Below are 17202 nucleotides of genomic sequence, written 5' to 3' on the forward strand. Positions count from 1 at the left end.
CCTCTTGCGCTTGACTGTGAAATCCGGGCCTCGCCTCCCTTCATGAGAAGTTCTCTAATCGTTCATGCCCTATTTAATCGCGACATGCTCGATACTGTCCGTGAAATATCGCTGCGTAACCAAATAAAGAATAAACAGCGGCAATATCGCGAGCAATGCGCCTGCTTGAATCCGTGTCACCACAACAAGCGGGTCGCTGATCGTCTGCACATTGACGACGGCTTGAAGATCTACCCGAAGGGAAGAGAGCGCAATCGCAAAGTTTTTCTTTAAGTTGCCCAGCAGCAGATTGGACATATAGAATTCGTTCCAATGCCATACGAAGGAGAATAGGAATACCGTGATGATGGCATTTTTCGCATTGGGAAGCATGACGGTAAAGAAGGTTTTGAACGGCCCGCAGCCATCCATGTAGGCCGCATCCTCAAGCTCATTCGGCATACCTTTGAAGAACTGCCTGAAAATAAAGATGTACAAGCCTGAGCGAAGTCCCATACCAAGCATTGAGGGCAGGAAGAATGCCCAGTAGCTGCCCACGAGACTGATAGAATCCGGCCCGCCCGTCACCATCGACGTCAGCTTCATCAAGCCAAAAGCATCAAAGTATTTCATGTCGGCATACAGCGGTAAAATAATGGTTTGCACCGGCACGACCAGCGTCAAAATAACGAGCGTGAACAGGGTTCCCGAGAAAGGAAACTTGAATCTCGCAAAGCCGTATGCGACGAAGGCGCAGGACAGCACGTCCAGAAGCCCGCAGCCGATCCCGATAATCAAGCTGTTTTGGAGCGCATCCCAGAAGTCCATTACCCGCAGCGCATCCGTAAAGTTGCTCAGCGTAAACGTCTTCGGCACCCAGATCACGCTTGGATCCATCGCCTCCTCTGGACGGCGGAGCGCCATGCTGAGCATATACAAGAGCGGATAAAGCAGCTGATACGCCAGCGCCGCCAGAAGTGAGAAACGTATGATTGAAGACAAGGTCTTCCTTGCCCGTTTCAGCTGTTTTTTCTGAATGATTGCATTCAAGTCGAGTTCCTCGCTTTCCGTTAATCCTGCATGTAGACGATGCGTTTCTTGAGCAGCAAGTAGACAGCGCCTAGAAATACGGCGATTAATACGCAATACAGCCACGCCAGCGCACTGCTGTAACCGAATCTAACCTGCGAGAAAGCCGTATTGTAAATCATCAGAATGACGCTGTTTCCATAATCCGTAAACGTATCGATAATGGTGTACACGATGTTCAGCAGCATCATCGGCGTAAGCATCGGCAGCGTTATTTTCCAAAACTGCTCCCAAGGCCTTGCGCCTTCAATGGATGAAGCTTCGTACAAAAAGCCGGGTATGGCATGGAGACCGGCAAGGAAGAGCAGCACCTGCACGCCTGATCGCCAGGTTAGGTCAAAGATTCTAGCAATGACGTTATTGAAAATTTCAATAAGCTGCGCCCCGAGTCCAAGTTCCTGGAGAATACCGTTAATGCCTGCTCCCGTGAACAAATAAACGCTTTCCGCTCCGCCGCGCATGCCTTGCGAGAATACATCCTCCTTCAAAATTTGCATCAGCACGCCCGAGGCGATAATAACGGGAAGGAAAGACACCGCCCGCATGAACCCTCTGCCTCGAAACTTGTTTTTGAGGAGCACGGCCACGAATAGGCTGTAAACCAAAATCAGCGGAACGCCATATAGCATGTTGATAAAGGAATTGGTCGCTTCTCTAATGAAGGCCGGGTCTTTAAATAAGGCGTACTCGAAATTGTCCCAGCCAATGAACACGCCGCGCAGTCCCTCGGGTGTCATCTCCATGTTTTGAAACGAAAAGACGAGCGAAGTGAACAGCGGCTTTGCGAAAAACAAGATAAAGCCTAGAATCCAAGGCAGTACGAATAAAAAGCCGTAAAGCTCTTTTTTCTTCGTATATGGCAAAGCTCGTAGTTGTCTAATCATGCGTTCACCCCCTAACGGATGAGGTAGCCAAGCGCTGGAATGCTCTCAGCGCCAACGGCAGCCATCTCATTGTTGTAATTGACGACGGCTGACTTGCCGTTCTCGAACGTTGTGCGGTATACGCCTTCTTGCAGCTTCTCATGGTCGGTAATCGCAAGACCCGTCAGGCCGCCAAGCGCTTCGTTCAAACGATCGTATTGCTCCTTCATATCCTCGTAAAGCAAATTAAAATCGGCACTGTAAAGCGAATCGTATTCGGTATGGCTTAGCAGCGAGGAATCCCTTGCAATAAACTTATAGGCCGGGAAAGTTCCTGTTTCAATTAGTTTCAGCAAATAGCGCTGCGGCATGCTTGAGAGATTAATAGGCTCACTGTAAGCAGGCAGAAGTCCGCTCAGCGCGATGCTGTAGAACGGTACTTCCTCATCTTCTGTGTCAAAGCCGCTTGCGAATAAAGGGACATCCGACAAGCTTTGTGCATATGGGAACGTGTATGCATTCGGCTGATCGAACATGAGGCCGCCGAGATTGCTTTGCCCCTTCTGCAGTCCGCTTTCCCAAATGGTGCCAGTCATGTTCTTCGGCTGGCTGTCGCGCCGGAAATCCGAGTACATAAACGAGCCGACAGATTGTAAGGATACATGCTTCAAGCCTGCCTTTGCCGCGGCTGCAGTAAAGCGGTCAATAGCCTCATTAACCGAAGTTGGCTTCAGCAAGTACCAACGCTTTAAATCCTTGTTTTTCATCTGGTCGCTCAAGCGGTAATCATATTTCAGTGCCGGCGCCCGGCTGATTCCCTTTGCGGTATCCGAGAACCTGCTGAAGCCGTTTCCGCCTTCATACAATTTGACGGGATCGGCAGTCGGATAAAAAGCTACGCCCTTTGACTCCAGCTCCTTCGCCAACTTCTTGAAGGCCTTGTTTCCGCCAAGCCTTCCATCTGCGTTAAGCGAGACGGGAACCTCTCCCTTTGCTCCCCCTGCCGTCCAGCCTTCAAGCCGAAGCGCTAAGTTTGCAAACCCGTCATCAAGCAAGCGGTTTGCCGCCTGACCAGCATCCTTAAACGAGGTAAGCACTTCTACTGTGTTGTATGGAATGCCGAGAAAAGTCGCTTTTTTCTTCACGCCGCCGACAAAGTCAACAAGCATTGGCAATTTGTCGTCAGCTGCAGTCTTGGATTCCGCTGGCTTTACGCCCTGCTCATCCTGTAAATAACTGCGGTACCTGCTTGCCATTCCTGCGTAGTCGGCATCGGCGTCATGAAGGAAAAAGTATTTCACTTCGTAATCAATACCGCCTGTCATTGACTGCGAAGCCCGCGTTACCTGCTTCTCGTTTAAGGTGCCTTCAAGCAGCAGATTGGTTTCGAATTCGATCAGATTCAAATAACTGAAAATGTTGTTATACGTATTGTTTTTGCCGCTTACTTCCGCCGTAATGCCCGCTTGGTAAGCCCCTTGATGAATGACGGCGATAAAGGCGGACGTTTCCTTTTTCATTCCGAACACCGGAAGGCGAATCGCTTCCTTCTGATCAGTTTTGCTCGAATAATCGAGCGCCTGATCTCCGCCGTATACTCTCTCGTTATAGCTTTTGTAGCTGCTTTTGTTGTTATTGAGATTGATCAGCGCGCCACTGCCGTCTGGAACGAACATATATCCTTTGTCCGTGCTGCCCGCCGCCCCGAAGAACGGCAGCAGGCTGATGTTAACGAGCTTGAATTTATCCTGCTGCTTAATGCCTTCCGTCAGTATGGCTGCCGATAAACCATCGCCCGTAAGCGTGTAACGGACCGGCACGGTAAAGCCTGCTTTCGGAAATTCATAAATGACCTCAATGCCGCCCTGCACCTTACTCCAATTCGGCTGTTTTTCCTTGACGCTGCCTGTAAAGCTGTTTAGCTGAAACGGCTTGTTCAGGTCATCCACGTAATCAAGCAGCAGTTGAGCGGATAAATCCATTTTTTTGGCACCCTTGGCGAGCTTATCCGAGTCCCGGTCAACCGGGTTGCTCCGCCAAAGGGCACCTGACTCCTTATCCGTCACCATGATTTCAGCCGTGTTCGGATTATAATCAAGCGTGAGTCTGCCGCTGTCCGCAACACGCTGGAAATCACCGTTTTGTGCTGCTTTTACTGCCGTGCCCGCTGCGGATTGAACCTTTATTCCGCTCGTTGAAGCGATAATAAGCAGCATTGCCGTCATGAAGGCTGTCCATAATCGTAATCTCAAGCTGCCCTCCCCTTTCCGATCAATGTTCTGCCTCATAAGCGGAACAGCATTTCGTTATAAATCGTATAAATGAACACATACACCTGCTGGAACAGCGTATAAAACAATACCGCCAGGAAGATCACAATTCCCATCGCAGCAAATGTCAGTGCAACGGACTGCAGCGTCTTGACCGCACCATAGTCATGAATGGTCAGCAGGCCGATATACATAAGCACGGCGCTCCATATCATGGCAATCGTTGTCATGTAGCCAAGAAACATGCCTTCCTCTTGAACAAGCACTCTGCTGAGCAGCGTGGTGAAGATGACCGCCGCAACATAAGGAATACTGGCATATGCACTGACGACTGCAATTTGCTTGGCTTTTCCCTCGCCGTCCATCCAAGTGGCAACCGCCCAATTCCCAGCCACCCATAGGGCATAAAGCACAATCGTTTTTGCTGCGATCAGCCAAACGTTCAGCGCGCTGAGGTCAGAGAAGTTGAACGTATAACCGGTGCTTTGCCGCTTGAAGATCGTAGCGATAAAGAAAACAAGAACAATAAATGCTGAAACAAGCAGCGAGCCCTTGCCTTCCTCCTTGATGGCATAAAAGCTGTCAAACGGATGAAGCAAGGAGCTAAAAGGATTTAGTCTCTTCGGTGTCTGAAAAGGATATAGTCTCTTCGGTGTCTGGTATGCCGCCGATGCGCTCACCTTGTAACCTCCTTTCGTCTCTTGTTCCTTGCTGCCGCAATGGCTTTATAGCCGTAGTAGCTGGCTATTGCGAGGATAAAGACAGTCATGATAACCGGTAAATTGTTACGTACGGTTTGCATCCTGATTTGGCCAAAGGTATCCGAGTAGCCCGAACGATCCGTTCCTTGCTGGTAATAGGCAAGCGCCTCATCGTAGCTACCTTCCTTCTCCAGCGCCTTGGCAATACCCACGTAAGCAATGCTGTTATTGGCATTTCTTTTTGCAACCGACTTCCAAATCACGGCTGCTTCCTCGTACAAGCCTTGGTTATAAAGCACTGTCGCTTGGCGTACGAGACTCCCGTATTCGGAAAGCGCAAACCTCGTTATATTGCGCTTTGCTGTATCGAGCACCAGCACCTCGCCTTTCCAGTAAGAAACGGCTGAAGGCTGAAGAAAGGTACCCTTTTGATTGCCGAGCGATCCGAATACCGCAATTGGATTGCCTTCCGAATCGTATTCGAAGATACGCCCTCTCGTCCGGTCCAGCCCTGCGATGAAACCGTCTGCATCAATGCTTAAGTCAACGAAAGAGGTATCCTGCTTCACGCCCTGCTTGAAGGAAAACTCCTTATCGCCGAAATCAGTACCGCCCTCCTGTCCCATCAGTACATTGTTGCCGAGCGGATTCAGCTTTTTGATTTCTTCCCGCGAGTTTTTGGAAATAATCGTTGTCGTGTAGACAAAGTTGTCAGCTCCCACGTCAAGACTCGAATATTCGATTGGAAGCAGCTTCATCATTGCCGAGCGCTGTTCCTTCGAAAGCAGGTTTTTCCAGAAGGTCTCAAGCACGACGGCCGGCGTGACCTCTACCCGGTTACTTCCGAAATAGCCGGTAAATTGACCCTTGTTGTTAAACTGCATCAATCCGTAAAACTGTCCTTCCGACAGCACATAGATGCGTCCCGCGTTATCCACCGCCACTTTCGTCGGCTTGAATTGGAAGCCTTCGGGAATAAGTGGATCGGTAGGCTTCTCGATGATCAGCTCTACCTTGTGATCGGCGCCAGCCCGAATAATACGACCGTTATCCTTATCCGCGATATACATCGTGCCTTCATCGGTAACGAAAAGTCCCATTGGGGCTGCCAGCGTCATTTCTTTGCCGTTATCGCTGAGCTTGTCGATGATCTCTACCGTTTCAAAGCGTTCATTCAGCTTTACGATTCGTTTGTTGCCTGTGTCCGCGATATAGATAGCACCGCTCTTATCCACGAATAGATCCTGAGGATCGCTGAAGGCTCCCGCTCCGAGCTGATTTCCTGTGTAGGTGCGTTCCGGCAAATAGCTCGCTGGAGCCGCTTTCGATTGATCCCATTCGTTGTACACGTAGGACTGGTAAGGCGCTTCCGCCGAGACCGTTAACGGCGCTGCAGCCAAAATGGGGAGAAGCAGCACTGCAGCCAGCATCCATTTCATTTTCATGACTCCACCTCTAACCTCCATCATTTGATCCCCGCAAAGGTCATTGTTTCTACAACCTTCCGCTGCAGCAAAACAAATACGATAATCGGCGGGATCATCAGAATGACGGCAGCCGCGGAGCCTGCCCCCATCCTTGCTATAGGGTCGCCTGCTACGATTTGCTCGAGCGCCATCCGGAACACCTTGAGCGATTCCCCAAAGATAAGCTCCTTCGGCGCGTAGTTCCACAGATTAATAAATTGAAAGATAACGACCGTCATAATGGCAGGCGTCGAATTGGGCCAAATAATCGAGAAAAAGGTTTTATATTCGCTTGCGCCGTCAATCCGCGCTGCCTCCAAGATAGCGTCAGGCAGCTGCTCGATAAATTGCTTCATTAAGAAAAGCCCTAGCGAAGCGCCGATCCAAGGCAGAATTAATGCCGCGTACGAGTTCACGATATTCATCTCAGACATGAGAACAAACTGCGGGATGAACGTTACCTGAGGCACGAACATAAGCGCCATCACGATGATCGAGAACAATAGGTTTTTGCCTGGAAACTTATGCTTCGCAAGCGGGTATGCCGCCATCGCCGCGAACAGTACATGCAGCACCGTTCCCACGATGGAAATAAGCGCCGTGTTGAAAATGTACCTGGACAGCGGAACCCACATATTGGAGGCCAGCTGGAATAAATCCGTAAAGTTATTGAGTGTAGGCCTCATTACAATCAAGCGAGGTGGAAATTGAAGCAGCTCGTCAATCGGCTTCAACGATGTAATGATCGCGAAGATAAACGGAAACGCTGAGAATACACCGAGAAGCGCCACGAATCCGAATATCGCGATGTTGCCGGCAAGCGAGCGTCTTGCTTTTATGCCGGATTTTTTGGTAGTTATCGTGAACATGGATGTCCTCCTGCGATCAAATTCCGACCTTCTGCAATATTTTCGTCACGAGCCGGTTCGTGAATACCATCATGAAGAACAAGACGACTGCCATTGCGGATGCATAACCCATCTCGTAACGGATGCTGCCGTAATCCATGACGTGGGTAACCAAGGTTTCACCGGCATATTCCGTACTCGGGAAACCGGCAAGCTGAATGGAAACGTCTGCTACGCTAAAGGAAATAACAATTTGCATAACTGCTCCAAAAATCAGCTGCGGAATCATGGATGGCAATGTGATATACCACAGCTCTTGGAACCTGTTTTTGATCCCGTCCATAACTCCCGCTTCATATAAGCTGCGATCCACGGTTTGCAGACCTGCGACAAAGGCCAGAAAGCTGATGCCTAGGCTCATCCACAGCTGCACGACGATCAGAATAAGCAAAATGTACTCTTTATCCAGCAGCCAAGCGACCGGGTCGCTTATAATCCCGAGTCCCATAAGCATGCCATTCAAATAACCGTAAGCATCCGGGCTGAAAATAAGCCGCCACATCGGGAACACCGAGATTCCGATAATGGTCGGGATATAAAACACGGTCGTCGCAATGGAGCGCAGCGTTTTGGATAAATCATTAATCATCCAAGCGACCAAAAAGCTGAGCATATAACTCACTGGTCCGGTGACGAAAGCAAAGAACAACGTATTTTTGACAGAGACGATAAAGATATCATCATCCAGGAAAAGCCGGATATAGTTGTACCAGCCAATGAAACGCGGCGGCTCGATCATGTTGTAATAAGTAAATCCAAGCACGATCGACAGCACGACGGGAAGGATGGTAAAGAGCAAAAAGAAAATCATGTACGGCGTCATCAGCAAGTAGCTTTCCTTATGTCTGCCGATCGTTTGGGTTATCGATTTTTTCATTGCTCCACCCCGAATTCATACCTTTTTCTTTTAATTTCTTCGTTAATGTCTTTGTTCCAATAGAAGAGGCTTTCTCTGGCGTTGCCCATCTGGAACACGACCTCACGGAACGCGTTATCGATGTTTCTTGACGTATAGTAGCCGCCCGGCAGCTCAGGAATTTCATTAACCTGCTTCCATTGCTCAGTAAGCTTTGCTTGCTCGGCCCGGCTCCAATTCGTCGATTCGAACGAGATAAGATTCGCAGGCACCCTTCTTCCAAGCACACCCATTTCATTTTCCAGCTCGCTGACGAACTGGCTTTGAATTTCCGGTCGATTGAACCATTGAAGGAAAGCCCAAGCATCTTCTTTGTTTTTGGCATCCTTCAAAATAATCGATGCCGTTCCGGTTGCGCCTGTCGAGCGATCGATCGTTCCGTCCTTGCGCTGCTTGCCTGGGATCGGAACCATGTCCCATGTCCCCGTAATTTCAGGCGCTGCTGCGGCTAAGCGGGTATAAAGCTTATAGGTTGAGACAACAATCGGCATCTCTCCGGTACGGAACCGGTTGAAATCATCCTTATAAAGCGGATAATCATAGAGGTTGTAGAAGTCCGTCCATTGCTTGAAGGCGTTATAGGCCTTAGGCTCGTCGAAGCGAGTACCATCTTCCTTCACGTTATAGATGCCGCTGCCGTTTTGCATAAGAAGCGTCGGGAACAGATTGAGCGCTCCGATTCCCTTTGTCAGCAGTTGAAAGGCATCCAGGTTCTCGTAAGGCAAGCCAATCTGCATGTTATTGTTCTGCAGTACCGGCGCAATCTTCAGCAGCTCCTCCCATGTTTGCGGAGGCTCGATGCCAAGCTCCTGTAAAACATCCTTCCGGTAAAACAGCATGAAAAACTCCTGATCATCCGGAATGGCGAAGGTGCTTCCTTTGTACTGGTAAGGAATAAATGCCGTGTCCATATATTCTTGCTTCATGGCTGCGAACTCATCGTACTGGTCGAGGGGCGTTAACGCGCCGCGAACAGCTAGGTTCATCGTATCGCCGCGACTCGTAAAGAGATTGACATCCGGCCCTTCACCCGCCATGACCGCGGTCACGAGCGATGTGCCCACCAGATTCAAATTGACGCTAATTCCGCTTTCAGGAATAAACGACTCATCAATTAAGCGCTTGAGTACATAGGCTTGGTCACGGCCGAGTCCGGTCCATACCTGTATGGAGCGATCCGCCTGCTCGTTGCCTTCCATGGAATCGTAATTTTGAAAAAATGATCCCGCAAACGCCCTGATTTCATGAACGCCCTGTGCGAACAAACCAGCCTCTGCTTTTGGCTGTTCATGATTTAAGGAAGCTAGATACAAATAATCAAGCTCTAGCGGCTGCTTCATTACGCTGAGCATCCAATCTGCCAACGCAGTGATGTTTGTTTTGTAATTTTCCAATCGCTTCGGTATTTGGTCCGGCCGATCGATAAATCCGTTAAGCTGAAGCGCCAGCAATTTCAATGTTCTGGATCCTGCGTTAGCCTGACCCGACATTTCATTCAGCTTGGCGGCTTCCTCCGTCATTTGAGAGGAAAGTTTCTGGAACTGCTCGATAAGACCCGGCACGCTTTTCTCAATTTCGTAATCGCGGTAGACGTCCGGGTTAACGCCTGTAATCATCACGATCTTGCGGTAAATCTGATTGAGGTCATATACCATTTGCTGAACGCTTTGCACGGCTGGCGCAACATCGCCAAGCGTAACCTCCAGCTTCAGCTCATGCTCACCCTTCGTAAGGTAGAACTGATACGGCTCGCCCTTTTCTTCTCCCAGCTCCAAAATGTCCCATTTTAGTGCATAAGGAAAACGAACCGCGTTCATTTCCTGAAAAGGCACTTGACCGTCAAGCGCAAGCTTCCTTGATACGAAGGAGCCTTTCACTTCGTTCTGATGATATCGGGCTCCAATTTTATACCACCCGTCCGCCGGCACCTCGAATTTATAGCTGATCCACTGGCCTGGAACATCCCAGTTGCTGCCTCCGATCGTATTGATTCGAAGTAAGGTCGGGCTGTAAGGCGTCGTGAGCGGCGATGTCCGATCCGTCGTTGGGAACAAGCCGGAATCCGATTTGGCATAAGCATGCTCCGCTTGAATCGTAATGAAAGCCTCGTCGCCGCTTTTGGAAGCCTCTGCTGCCTGCGATGCTTTATAGTTTTCATAAGCCTTCGCCGTTACTGCTTTTTCCAGCCTGATGTAATCAACGGCTGCGCTTTCTCTCACATTCTCAAGCCTTATGACATGCATGCCCTTTGTAAGCGAGAGCTGCAGCGGGCCGTCCTCCATCTCTCCTGCTGCCGCCACTTTCGTATCGAGCCAAACCTCTCCTTCAAGCTGCTTTGGACGAAGCTCGTTCCCGCCGCTTCGCTTGAGCTTACCCGGCTCGTCGTAGTACAAGCGATTAAGCTCGAAGGGCGCGTAGGGATCGGATATCGCTTTTTCGTCTACGTAAAGCAAAAACTCGATCGGCTGTCCGTTTCCTTTCAGCGGATAATAGCCGAGTGAAAGCTCATAATCGGCTTGCTCTGTCACATCGACGGACCATTCAAGCGTCTCGCCTTCCTTCCACTCCGCAATTTGCTTCCGCCCCTTCCATTCGGGAAGGATAATTGCGTTCGCCTTATCCGTACTCATGCTGTTGGCGCTTAGAAGAATGCCGCCTGCCCGCCGCTCCGCATCTGCAAGCTTGTATGATACCGCATCAGCGGTTTCTTCCTCGGAATAAGAGAACACTGCCGCCGCGCCTGTCGTTACAATGAGAAGCAAGAACATCACGGTGTAAAAGATCAAATTTTTATTCACGGCCAACCCCCGAATTCGTTTTTTCTGCTCTCCCGCCCTAGCCTGAGCTAGTTGAAAGCACTCTGAATTGCTGCTGCATGAACAATATATCAAAAAGAAATCCGCACTTATTTCACAATGCTCGGGTTCGTACTTTCAAAGTTTTTGGTACTCATCATAGAGAAGAGGAGGTGCTCGAGGTCAAAAACGGGCATAAAAAAAGACGACTCCATGGATTGGAGTCATCTTTGTAGTCATCTATCATTTTTATTCATCTATCATTTTTATTCACGATTCTGAATTGCACATTATTGTCTTCCTTGCGAATAAACTTCACAAGCAGTGAAATTCGGTTATCCTTACCGGTGAATGGTCGAAGAACGCCGTCTTCCTCGCATTGATAGGTATGAGTAAATACATTCGTTCTCGCATCGATTAGAGCGCCCAACACGAACTCCTCAGTGGATATAGACCGCTTGGCTCCCCAGAAATCTTCGCCCATATCATTTGAAGTGGGTGCTAACCTGTAAAAATCAATATCACATATCTTGGTTACTTGGCTGGAGAATTCATATAATAAAATCTACTGCGACATGCCCTTTTGATTCTCCGTACTCATGAAAAGAAAAAATCGCATCCAGATACTCATCCGATTTGCAATCGGCATATGTTGGTACTATAAAACGAGGATGCCTGGTCTTCGTATTTTGAGGCGGCGGAAAAGACCAATAGAATGCAGGCATTCACTTTCAAACCAATCAAAAACCGCTGCAATCCCGCCTGCCGCTTCAAAGTGATCCAATGGTTTGATGAGATGCAGATGCTCCAAAACCTCGTATAAAGGAATGGTTTCAGTTAAGCGTTTAACCGCATCAGCAGAATTCCCAAAATTGTACGCCTCGATTCAAATCGATACATTGCAGAAACTACACTGTAGTACACAGCACGAACTTTTATTACTTTTAGCCTCGCAAGACTAGAGCATCCTCTTAGCCGTCAGCCAGTCCGGTACACTGCAGTTACTACAGCAGAATGGCTAAATATACTTCTTTATTTTAGCTATAATGCATTTACTACAACAGAATGGGCGCCAACCGTTACTAACCGTTCGAAAATAGGCGCTCCCATTGCAGAAACTGCATTGTACGCTCCGGTTCAACTATTTTCATAACCCTACATTGCAGAAACTACATCATAGAAATCTGCCCGAACTTTTATTTTCAGATCTCAACGCCAAAATAAATATTACCCGAATCTTGCACGTCAAATATACGGAATACATGACCATGAGACAGGATCCAATTGAACTCATGGGGTTCCTGAAGCTGAAATGTAACATCGCCTAACGTAATGTTGACTGGCGATTTCTCTGCTTTATCCATCTTTTTAGTCAATAACTTACCATGTGTTCATTCATGTAAATTATATTAAATATGAAACCGTCCATTTGGATATATTCAGCAACCTTTGCTCCTCATAGACCGTCGATATGGATAATGCATGCAAAAAATGGGAGGGAATGACTTGCTGCGCAAAACCATTTTCATCGCCATGACTGCTGTATTGCTGTTAACAGCATGCGGACAGCCAGAAGAAAAGACAAATACAATGCCGGAACGAGCTCGGCTAGCTGAGAAGCTTGACCCACAAATGGCAAAGGCAACAAATACGTTCGGCCTCGAACTTGCGGAGAAAATGATTATTGAACATCAAGGGGAAAACGTTATTATCTCACCTGTCAGCATCGTACAGGCGTTGTCGATGACGCTGAATGGAGCCGCCGGCCAAACACGCGACCAGATCGCGAGGACATTGCATGTAGATGGACTGTCTGTGGAAGTTCTGAATGAGGAACAGCAAAAGCTGAGAGAACTTCTGCTGCAACCAGGACCCGGTATCAAGCTGTCCATGGCAAACTCGCTCTGGCTGCAAAAGGGCTGGCCGTTCCGAAAGCATTATCTCGACCGTGTAAAGGAAGCCTACGACGCCCAATTAAACGAACGAAATCTGGTCGACCCTGCCGTGCTGAAGGAAATGAACAAATGGGTCAACAAACAGACAAACGGTCTTATTCCAACAATATTGGATAAGCCTATATCAGAGATGACGAAATTCATGCTGTTAAACGCCCTATATTTTGATGGGACTTGGAAGACGCCCTTTGAGCCAAAAGCAACAAAAGAAGATGAATTCACAAAATCGGACGGAGAAATACAGCGCATCCCTTTCATGAATCAGGGAGGCACTTACGAATATGACGAAACGGAGGATTACCAAGCCATCCGTTTGCCATACGGCGATGGTCAAATGGGCATGCTCGTCGTTCTCCCGAGCCAACGTACGGACCAAGAGACACTCACCGCGAAGCTGCTCGCGGATACCGAATTTTGGACCAAACCATTTAACGAAGTGAATGGCAAATTAACGCTGCCGAAATTTCGTATAGAGGGCCAGCGTGAGCTTATCGACACCTTAAGCGCAATGGGAATGCGCCTGCCATTCGATGCGGGACAAGCGGACTTCAGCGAATTAGCTGAAAATAGCGGCGATCAACGGCTCTTTATCAACCGTATTTTGCATAAGACCGTTATCGACGTTTCTGAACAAGGCACTGAGGCGGCTGCCGTAACCTTAGTTGGAATGGATGCAGGAAGTGCTAAGCCCAGCGTTAACTTCGAAATGAAGGTCAACCGGCCGTTTCTTTTCGCTATCCAAGACCTGCAAAGCGGTGTTCTCCTGTTTGTAGGGCTTGTAGAAACACCATAAAAACATGAGGTTAGATGAAGCAGATTCCCTCCTAATGTCCAAGGCGATGGGATGCTTCATCTAAACTCTGTAATCAATCGTAGCCACCCTCTGATTCAGGCAGTTTTTTATATTCCTCTTTGGTCTTTACGATCTGATCCACGAAATTTCGCAGTTCCAGCAATTGCTCCATATCACTGGTTTGAGTGCAAAATCTATCTGTCCACGTTAATGTTTTTGTTTCTCCGTTAATATTGATTTCCCATATATCTTCGCTATACGGAACGCGTTCACAGGTTTGATTGGCTGCAGCCAGAACTTTTTCGCCCATGATGTTTATTTCTCTCATTTGATTGTAGATGCTTCGCATCTCTTCCTTGGTCAACGTGATTTGCGCCGATGCCGTCCCATTCATGATCAAATCTTTGGTTACTGTATCTTGAAAGGTATTAATTTCATTTTTATTTACCGTTCCATATCCGAAACGCACCATGAAATCAAAGGTGCCGGGCATTTCCTTAGACATTTTGTTTTGCTGCTTGACGGTTTCGTTTTCCGGCTGTTCGACTTGGGTTGCTGCATTCATTTCCGGTTCCGTGCCGCATCCAACTATGATAAAAAGAAATACGAATAATAATATGCCTATTCGCTTCATTCTTCTGCCTCCCAAATATTTCTTCGTCAAAATAAAGACGCAAATAGGAGGAAGAAGTTGCATAATAGAAGATTCGACTATTTTTTAATGCCTAGCGGCCTTATTTCGGCCTGGCAATACGATATTCTGATACATCCTTACCGTTAAGAGATAATAGACGGAATAGATAGCAGCAAACAATGCAATCGGAATCCACAGCTTATAATAGGGCTCGGACAGAATGAACGAAAACAGATTCATCCCGACCAGCACATGCAAGAGACCTACAGCGCCTGGAAATAAAAACACGAGGAAAAGCTCATGGTAAATCGAACGCGTCAGCTTTTCCTTTCTTACGCCTATCTTATCTAACATTTCATACCGCTGTACGTCCTTGGCTGCACCAGATAGGATTTTGAACATCAAGCAGCTCGCCATCATGGCTAGAAACGCAATTCCGAGGAAAAAGCCCATAAATAGCGTCCCGCTTGCATCGCCGAGCGCATTCTGGTAATACTGCCATTTACTCCACGGCAGATAGGCGTCTTCGCTGCTGCCTGCAACCAAATTGTCCAGCGCCTCCCATGATGAACGATGTGCCAGAAAATCGCTCGTTTTTCCAATGACGATTTTTTGCTCTTTTGCTGAAAGGGAAATGAACTGGTTTTCATCTAAGATTTTATAATCCTGCTGCTGATTCGGCGTAATCTGCCATATGAAGGATTCCCACTCCTGACTGTACGCTGTTGCTGTATCTCCGCTCCCTGCCCGCAGCATCTCGTTAATTCGAACGAGTTGATCCCCGTATTTTTGGCCTTGTATGGATGGAATAAGCGGCCTATTGCCTTCAAGATCCTCCCTGGCGTAATACACTATTTCTCTCTCAAGCTTATAACGGTACTCAAGCCGATCGATGAACGGCAGGGCAGCCAGAACCTTCTCCTGCTCCGGTGTTGGATCGTGTACAATCGCATCATATACACTGTAGCTCTCGCTCTTTATCTTTGCATCGTTCACGAAAGCCATTCCCCCTGCGATCGCGCCAGCACCAAGCGCTACCAGCATCGCAACGGTCGCTAACAGCTTCGTTAGGCCGTTAATCCGGAAGCTAAGCTGTCCGAAGGTGAAAGCCCGTATTCCCCGCGTGCTGTTCCTTTTTTTCAGTTTTTCCACGAAGGGCGGAAGCAGGACCATAAATAGTAAATAGGTGCCTAGCGGTGTCATAAACGTTGCCGTAAACAACCCGACTTCCCGCAGCTGCTCCATAAACGTTAAGGAAAAATAACCAAGACCTAAAGCAATGAGACCAACAATCCCAAGGACAAGTTTCCATATCCTCCGCTTCCGGATTCGATCCGCCTGGGCATGGCCGTGAACGAGCTGCAGCACCTGCATACGGGCGAGCTTCAACTGGTTCCATAACGCAGATAAAGCAAACAGCATCGCAAAAAACACAATCGTAAACAAGATCGCCGGTCCATAAACAGCATGGTATCCAGTCAATGTTATATCAAGCTGCCTGGCCATCAGCTGCCCGACAAGCGCAGATAAACAAAAGCCGAGCGCAAGCCCCGCTGCCAATGAGATCAGTCCAAGCGCGACCGTCTCAATAAACATTAGTGAGCGTATTTTATTTTTTCTGGCGCCGAGTACCATATAAAGACCGAACTCCCGCTGGCGCAGCGAGAGCAGAAAGCCATTCGCATAAAGAATATAAAATAGTGTGATCCCCGACAGCAAGATCGATCCCATAATATAAACGAGCTGAATCGAGTCAATAACCGCATTCGCCTCTGTAAAACTGCGATTCCAGGCCATCGTCTGAAACATATAAAAGATCGATATCGACATGACAAGTCCGGCAAGTAACACCGTATAATCCTTAAATTTGCTTTTCATGCCCGTTAAGGCTAATTTCATTAACATTTCCTCACCTCAGTGCCTCTCCGAACGGGATGAAACAACCGGCACTCTCTCAGCCGCAGCTTGTGCGGCAGTCGATCCGTAATCGCCGAGAACATCCAAGATTTTCTTATAAAATATTTCTCGGCTGCCCGATCGGTGAAGCTCCTTTACCAGCTGCCCGTCCTGAATAAATAGGATTCTTCCGCAATAGCTTGCGCTAAATGCGTCATGCGTCACCATAAGAATAGATATGTTGTCCTCTTCATTCAGCCGTTTCATCGTTTCAAGCAGACTGACGGCATTCTTTAAATCGAGTGAGCCCGTCGGCTCGTCGCCGAGCAGCAGGGCTGGTTTATGAACGATTGCGCGTGCCGCTGCCGTTCGCTGCCGTTGCCCCCCTGAGATCATTGCCGGATATTTCTCCGCAAGATCCGTTATGCCAAGCTTCTCCATCACCTGCATTACCTTGCTTCGGATCTCTCCGGCAGGTGTGTCTTGCAGGGACAATGGCAGTGCGATATTTTCAAAGACGGTCAAGTTGTCCAGCAGATTGAAATCCTGAAAAATAAAGCCAAGCTGCTTAGCCCTGAAGTCCGACAGCTCCCTCGCTTTCATTCGGGTGATGTCCGTACCGGCGATGCTGATCATCCCCTCCGTAGGGGTATCAAGCGTTGAGATCACATTAAGAAGCGTAGTCTTGCCGGAACCCGACGCCCCCATAATTCCGATAAATTCCCCTTCCTGCATCGTGAAAGAGATATTATTTAAAGCATATACCTGATTCGTATTTTTGCTGCCGTATCGTTTAGATATTTGCTTGATCGCGATAACCGACGTAATTGTCGTCATTCTGACCTCTCCTTTACCTTGAGCTAATGTCCACCTTGCTCTGTACTCAGTATAAATAAGACATCTCAAGCAAACGTAATGTAACACTAAAGATTTCTTA

Annotated in this window: 13 protein-coding genes and 1 pseudogene; 1 reads left to right on the plus strand and 13 read right to left on the minus strand. The window is 48.2% G+C overall.

Annotation, left to right across the window (positions count from 1 at the left end; all coding sequences use genetic code 11):
• Positions 1-69 precede the first annotated feature (69 nt).
• The 10 genes and pseudogenes from AC1DLI_RS23535 to AC1DLI_RS23580 all read right to left on the minus strand — a co-directional run.
• On the minus strand, positions 70-1134 hold the full coding sequence (locus tag AC1DLI_RS23535; RefSeq protein ID WP_477606928.1) for a carbohydrate ABC transporter permease: 1065 nt from the start codon (positions 1132-1134) through the stop codon (positions 70-72).
• Positions 1050-1952: a carbohydrate ABC transporter permease gene (locus tag AC1DLI_RS23540; RefSeq protein WP_308995802.1), complete on the minus strand. Its 903-nt coding sequence runs from the start codon at positions 1950-1952 to the stop codon at positions 1050-1052. The genes AC1DLI_RS23535 and AC1DLI_RS23540 overlap by 85 nt, the downstream gene beginning before the upstream one ends.
• A gap of 11 nt (positions 1953-1963) precedes the next feature.
• The gene (locus AC1DLI_RS23545; protein ID WP_477606929.1) at positions 1964-4183 is read right to left on the minus strand and encodes a DUF5696 domain-containing protein; all 2220 of its coding nucleotides are present in this window, start codon (positions 4181-4183) and stop codon (positions 1964-1966) included.
• Positions 4184-4215: 32 nt separating this feature from the next.
• Positions 4216-4881, minus strand: coding sequence for a Yip1 family protein (locus tag AC1DLI_RS23550; RefSeq protein WP_477606930.1), 666 nt, complete (start codon positions 4879-4881; stop codon positions 4216-4218).
• Positions 4878-6347: a hypothetical protein gene (locus tag AC1DLI_RS23555; RefSeq protein ID WP_477606931.1), complete on the minus strand. Its 1470-nt coding sequence runs from the start codon at positions 6345-6347 to the stop codon at positions 4878-4880. Before AC1DLI_RS23555 ends, AC1DLI_RS23550 begins: the two co-directional genes overlap by 4 nt.
• A gap of 20 nt (positions 6348-6367) precedes the next feature.
• On the minus strand, positions 6368-7237 hold the full coding sequence (locus AC1DLI_RS23560; protein ID WP_477606932.1) for a carbohydrate ABC transporter permease: 870 nt from the start codon (positions 7235-7237) through the stop codon (positions 6368-6370).
• A gap of 16 nt (positions 7238-7253) precedes the next feature.
• Positions 7254-8153 (minus strand): carbohydrate ABC transporter permease, encoded by a 900-nt coding sequence (locus AC1DLI_RS23565; RefSeq protein ID WP_477606933.1) that lies wholly within the window; start codon positions 8151-8153, stop codon positions 7254-7256.
• Positions 8150-10990 carry an extracellular solute-binding protein gene (locus AC1DLI_RS23570; protein WP_477606934.1) on the minus strand — a complete coding sequence of 947 codons (2841 nt, stop codon included), beginning with the start codon at positions 10988-10990 and terminating at the stop codon, positions 8150-8152. The genes AC1DLI_RS23565 and AC1DLI_RS23570 overlap by 4 nt, the downstream gene beginning before the upstream one ends.
• A 250-nt stretch (positions 10991-11240) precedes the next feature.
• A complete protein-coding gene (locus AC1DLI_RS23575; RefSeq protein WP_477606935.1) occupies positions 11241-11417 on the minus strand; it encodes a hypothetical protein in 177 nt (58 codons plus the stop codon).
• Positions 11418-12195: 778 nt separating this feature from the next.
• Positions 12196-12351: pseudogene (locus tag AC1DLI_RS23580) on the minus strand (serine/threonine protein kinase); the annotation flags it as partial.
• A gap of 142 nt (positions 12352-12493) precedes the next feature.
• Between AC1DLI_RS23580 and AC1DLI_RS23585 the strand changes: the two are divergent.
• Positions 12494-13735, plus strand: coding sequence for a serpin family protein (locus tag AC1DLI_RS23585; RefSeq protein WP_477606936.1), 1242 nt, complete (start codon positions 12494-12496; stop codon positions 13733-13735).
• A 73-nt stretch (positions 13736-13808) separates the two neighbouring features.
• On the opposite strand, the gene AC1DLI_RS23590 is transcribed toward AC1DLI_RS23585, so the two are convergent.
• From AC1DLI_RS23590 to AC1DLI_RS23600, 3 genes are all read right to left on the minus strand, one after another.
• Positions 13809-14369 carry a hypothetical protein gene (locus AC1DLI_RS23590; protein ID WP_477606937.1) on the minus strand — a complete coding sequence of 187 codons (561 nt, stop codon included), beginning with the start codon at positions 14367-14369 and terminating at the stop codon, positions 13809-13811.
• An 84-nt stretch (positions 14370-14453) separates the two neighbouring features.
• Positions 14454-16274: an FtsX-like permease family protein gene (locus AC1DLI_RS23595; protein WP_477606938.1), complete on the minus strand. Its 1821-nt coding sequence runs from the start codon at positions 16272-16274 to the stop codon at positions 14454-14456.
• A 9-nt stretch (positions 16275-16283) separates the two neighbouring features.
• Positions 16284-17102, minus strand: a complete 819-nt coding sequence (locus tag AC1DLI_RS23600) for an ABC transporter ATP-binding protein (protein ID WP_477606939.1) — start codon at positions 17100-17102, stop codon at positions 16284-16286.
• Positions 17103-17202 lie beyond the last annotated feature (100 nt).

This window comes from Paenibacillus sp. 01T443 (assembly GCF_056398325.1).

Excerpts from the sequence above, each read along its gene's own strand:
- AC1DLI_RS23540 (WP_308995802.1), bottom strand. The coding sequence starts at position 1,952 with ATGATTAGACAACTACGAGCTTTGCCATATACGAAGAAAAAAGAGCTT.
- AC1DLI_RS23555 (WP_477606931.1), bottom strand. The coding sequence starts at position 6,347 with ATGAAAATGAAATGGATGCTGGCTGCAGTGCTGCTTCTCCCCATTTTG.
- AC1DLI_RS23560 (WP_477606932.1), bottom strand. The coding sequence starts at position 7,237 with ATGTTCACGATAACTACCAAAAAATCCGGCATAAAAGCAAGACGCTCG.
- AC1DLI_RS23565 (WP_477606933.1), bottom strand. The coding sequence starts at position 8,153 with ATGAAAAAATCGATAACCCAAACGATCGGCAGACATAAGGAAAGCTAC.
- AC1DLI_RS23590 (WP_477606937.1), bottom strand. The coding sequence starts at position 14,369 with ATGAAGCGAATAGGCATATTATTATTCGTATTTCTTTTTATCATAGTT.
- AC1DLI_RS23595 (WP_477606938.1), bottom strand. The coding sequence starts at position 16,274 with ATGTTAATGAAATTAGCCTTAACGGGCATGAAAAGCAAATTTAAGGAT.
- AC1DLI_RS23600 (WP_477606939.1), bottom strand. The coding sequence starts at position 17,102 with ATGACGACAATTACGTCGGTTATCGCGATCAAGCAAATATCTAAACGA.